Below are 2,801 nucleotides of genomic sequence, written 5' to 3' on the forward strand. Positions count from 1 at the left end.
CGACTGTTTGGGGTTGTATAGTCAAGTAATTAAGTGCATGTGGTGGATGCCTTGGCAGTCAGAGGCGATGAAAGACGTGATAGCCTGCGAAAAGCTCCGGGGAGGCGGCAAATATCCTTTGATCCGGAGATGTCTGAATGGGGGAACCCACCTACTTTAAGGTAGGTATTGCAACATGAATACATAGTGTTGCAAGGCGAACGAGGGGAAGTGAAACATCTCAGTACCCTTAGGAAAAGAAATCAATTGAGATTCCCTCAGTAGCGGCGAGCGAACGGGGATCAGCCCATTAAGTTATGTGTGTTTTAGTGGAACGCTCTGGGAAGTGCGAACGTAGAGGGTGATATTCCCGTACACGAAAGGGCACACATAATGATGACGAGTAGGGCGAGGCACGTGAAACCTTGTCTGAATATGGGGGGACCATCCTCCAAGGCTAAATACTCCTGACTGACCGATAGTGAACCAGTACCGTGAGGGAAAGGCGAAAAGAACCCCTGTGAGGGGAGTGAAATAGATCCTGAAACCGCATGCATACAAGCAGTGGGAGCACCTTCGTGGTGTGACTGCGTACCTTTTGTATAATGGGTCAGCGACTTATATTCAGTAGCGAGGTTAACCGTATAGGGGAGCCGTAGAGAAATCGAGTCTTAATAGGGCGTTTAGTTGCTGGGTATAGACCCGAAACCAGGCGATCTATCCATGAGCAGGTTGAAGGTTGGGTAACACTAACTGGAGGACCGAACCCACTGTCGTTGAAAAGCCAGGGGATGACTTGTGGATAGGGGTGAAAGGCTAATCAAGCCTGGTGATAGCTGGTTCTCCCCGAAAGCTATTTAGGTAGCGCCTCGGACGAATACCATAGGGGGTAGAGCACTGTTTCGGCTAGGGGGTCATCCCGACTTACCAAACCGATGCAAACTCCGAATACCTATGAGTACTATCCGGGAGACAGACTGCGGGTGCTAACGTCCGTAGTCAAGAGGAAAACAATCCAGACCGCCAGCTAAGGCCCCAAAATCATAGTTAAGTGGGAAACGATGTGGGAAGGCATAGACAGCTAGGAGGTTGGCTTAGAAGCAGCCACCCTTTAAAGAAAGCGTAATAGCTCACTAGTCGAGTCGGCCTGCGCGGAAGATGTAACGGGGCTAAAACTATGTGCCGAAGCTGCGGATTTGACATTAGTCAAGTGGTAGGGGAGCGTTCTGTAAGCCGATGAAGGTGTATTGAGAAGTATGCTGGAGGTATCAGAAGTGCGAATGCTGACGTGAGTAACGACAAAACGGGTGAAAAACCCGTTCGCCGAAAGACCAAGGGTTCCAGTCCAACGTTAATCGGGGCTGGGTGAGTCGACCCCTAAGGCGAGGCCGAAAGGCGTAGTCGATGGGAAATTGGTTAATATTCCAATACTTCTGTGTAATGCGATGAGAGGACGGAGAAGGTTAAGTCAGCCTGGCGTTGGTTGTCCAGGTGGAAGGATGTAGGTATGTATCTTAGGCAAATCCGGGGTACTCTATACTGAGATCCGATAGCAAGCTGTACTTGTACAGTGAAGTGGCTGATACCATGCTTCCAGGAAAAGTCTCTAAGCTTCAGTTACACAGGAATCGTACCCGAAACCGACACAGGTGGTCAGGTCGAGTAGACCAAGGCGCTTGAGAGAACTCTGCTGAAGGAACTAGGCAAAATGGTACCGTAACTTCGGGAGAAGGTACGCTGTTGTTGGTGATGGAACTTGCTTCCTGAGCTGATGACAGCCGCAGAAACCAGGCCGCTGCAACTGTTTATTAAAAACATAGCACTCTGCAAACACGAAAGTGGACGTATAGGGTGTGATGCCTGCCCGGTGCTGGAAGGTTAATTGATGGGGTTAGCGTAAGCGAAGCTCTTGATCGAAGCCCCAGTAAACGGCGGCCGTAACTATAACGGTCCTAAGGTAGCGAAATTCCTTGTCGGGTAAGTTCCGACCTGCACGAATGGCATAATGATGGCGGCGCTGTCTCCAGCAGAGGCTCAGTGAAATCGAAATCGCTGTGAAGATGCAGTGTACCCGCGGCTAGACGGAAAGACCCCGTGAACCTTTACTGCAGCTTGACACTGAACTTTGACCTTACTTGTGTAGGATAGGTGGGAGGCTTTGAAGTTGGAACGCTAGTTCCAATGGAGCCGTCCTTGAAATACCACCCTGGTAATGTTGAGGTTCTAACTCTGTCCCGTTATCCGGGACGAGGACCGTGTCTGGTGGGTAGTTTGACTGGGGCGGTCTCCTCCTAAAGAGTAACGGAGGAGTACGAAGGTGCGCTCAGCGTGGTCGGAAATCACGCGTAGAGTATAAAGGCAAAAGCGCGCTTAACTGCGAGACCCACAAGTCGAGCAGGTACGAAAGTAGGTCTTAGTGATCCGGTGGTTCTGTATGGAAGGGCCATCGCTCAACGGATAAAAGGTACTCTGGGGATAACAGGCTGATACCGCCCAAGAGTTCATATCGACGGCGGTGTTTGGCACCTCGATGTCGGCTCATCTCATCCTGGGGCTGAAGCAGGTCCCAAGGGTATGGCTGTTCGCCATTTAAAGAGGTACGCGAGCTGGGTTTAGAACGTCGTGAGACAGTTCGGTCCCTATCTACCGTGGGCGCTGGAAATTTGAGAGGATCTGCTCCTAGTACGAGAGGACCAGAGTGGACGAACCTCTGGTGTACCGGTTGTGACGCCAGTCGCATCGCCGGGTAGCTATGTTCGGAAGGGATAACCGCTGAAAGCATCTAAGCGGGAAGCCTACCTCAAGATAAGATTTCCCTAGGA

General features: G+C 50.9%; 1 rRNA gene. It reads left to right on the plus strand.

Annotated features, from left to right (window positions below):
• Positions 1–19 precede the first annotated feature (19 nt).
• Positions 20–2,801 (plus strand): 23S ribosomal RNA (locus tag ACH8JV_RS19150); the annotation flags it as partial.

Origin of the sequence: Acinetobacter sp. ABJ_C5_2 (assembly GCF_044538485.1) — a bacterium.
GTDB classification, from domain to species: domain Bacteria; phylum Pseudomonadota; class Gammaproteobacteria; order Pseudomonadales; family Moraxellaceae; genus Acinetobacter; species Acinetobacter nosocomialis_A.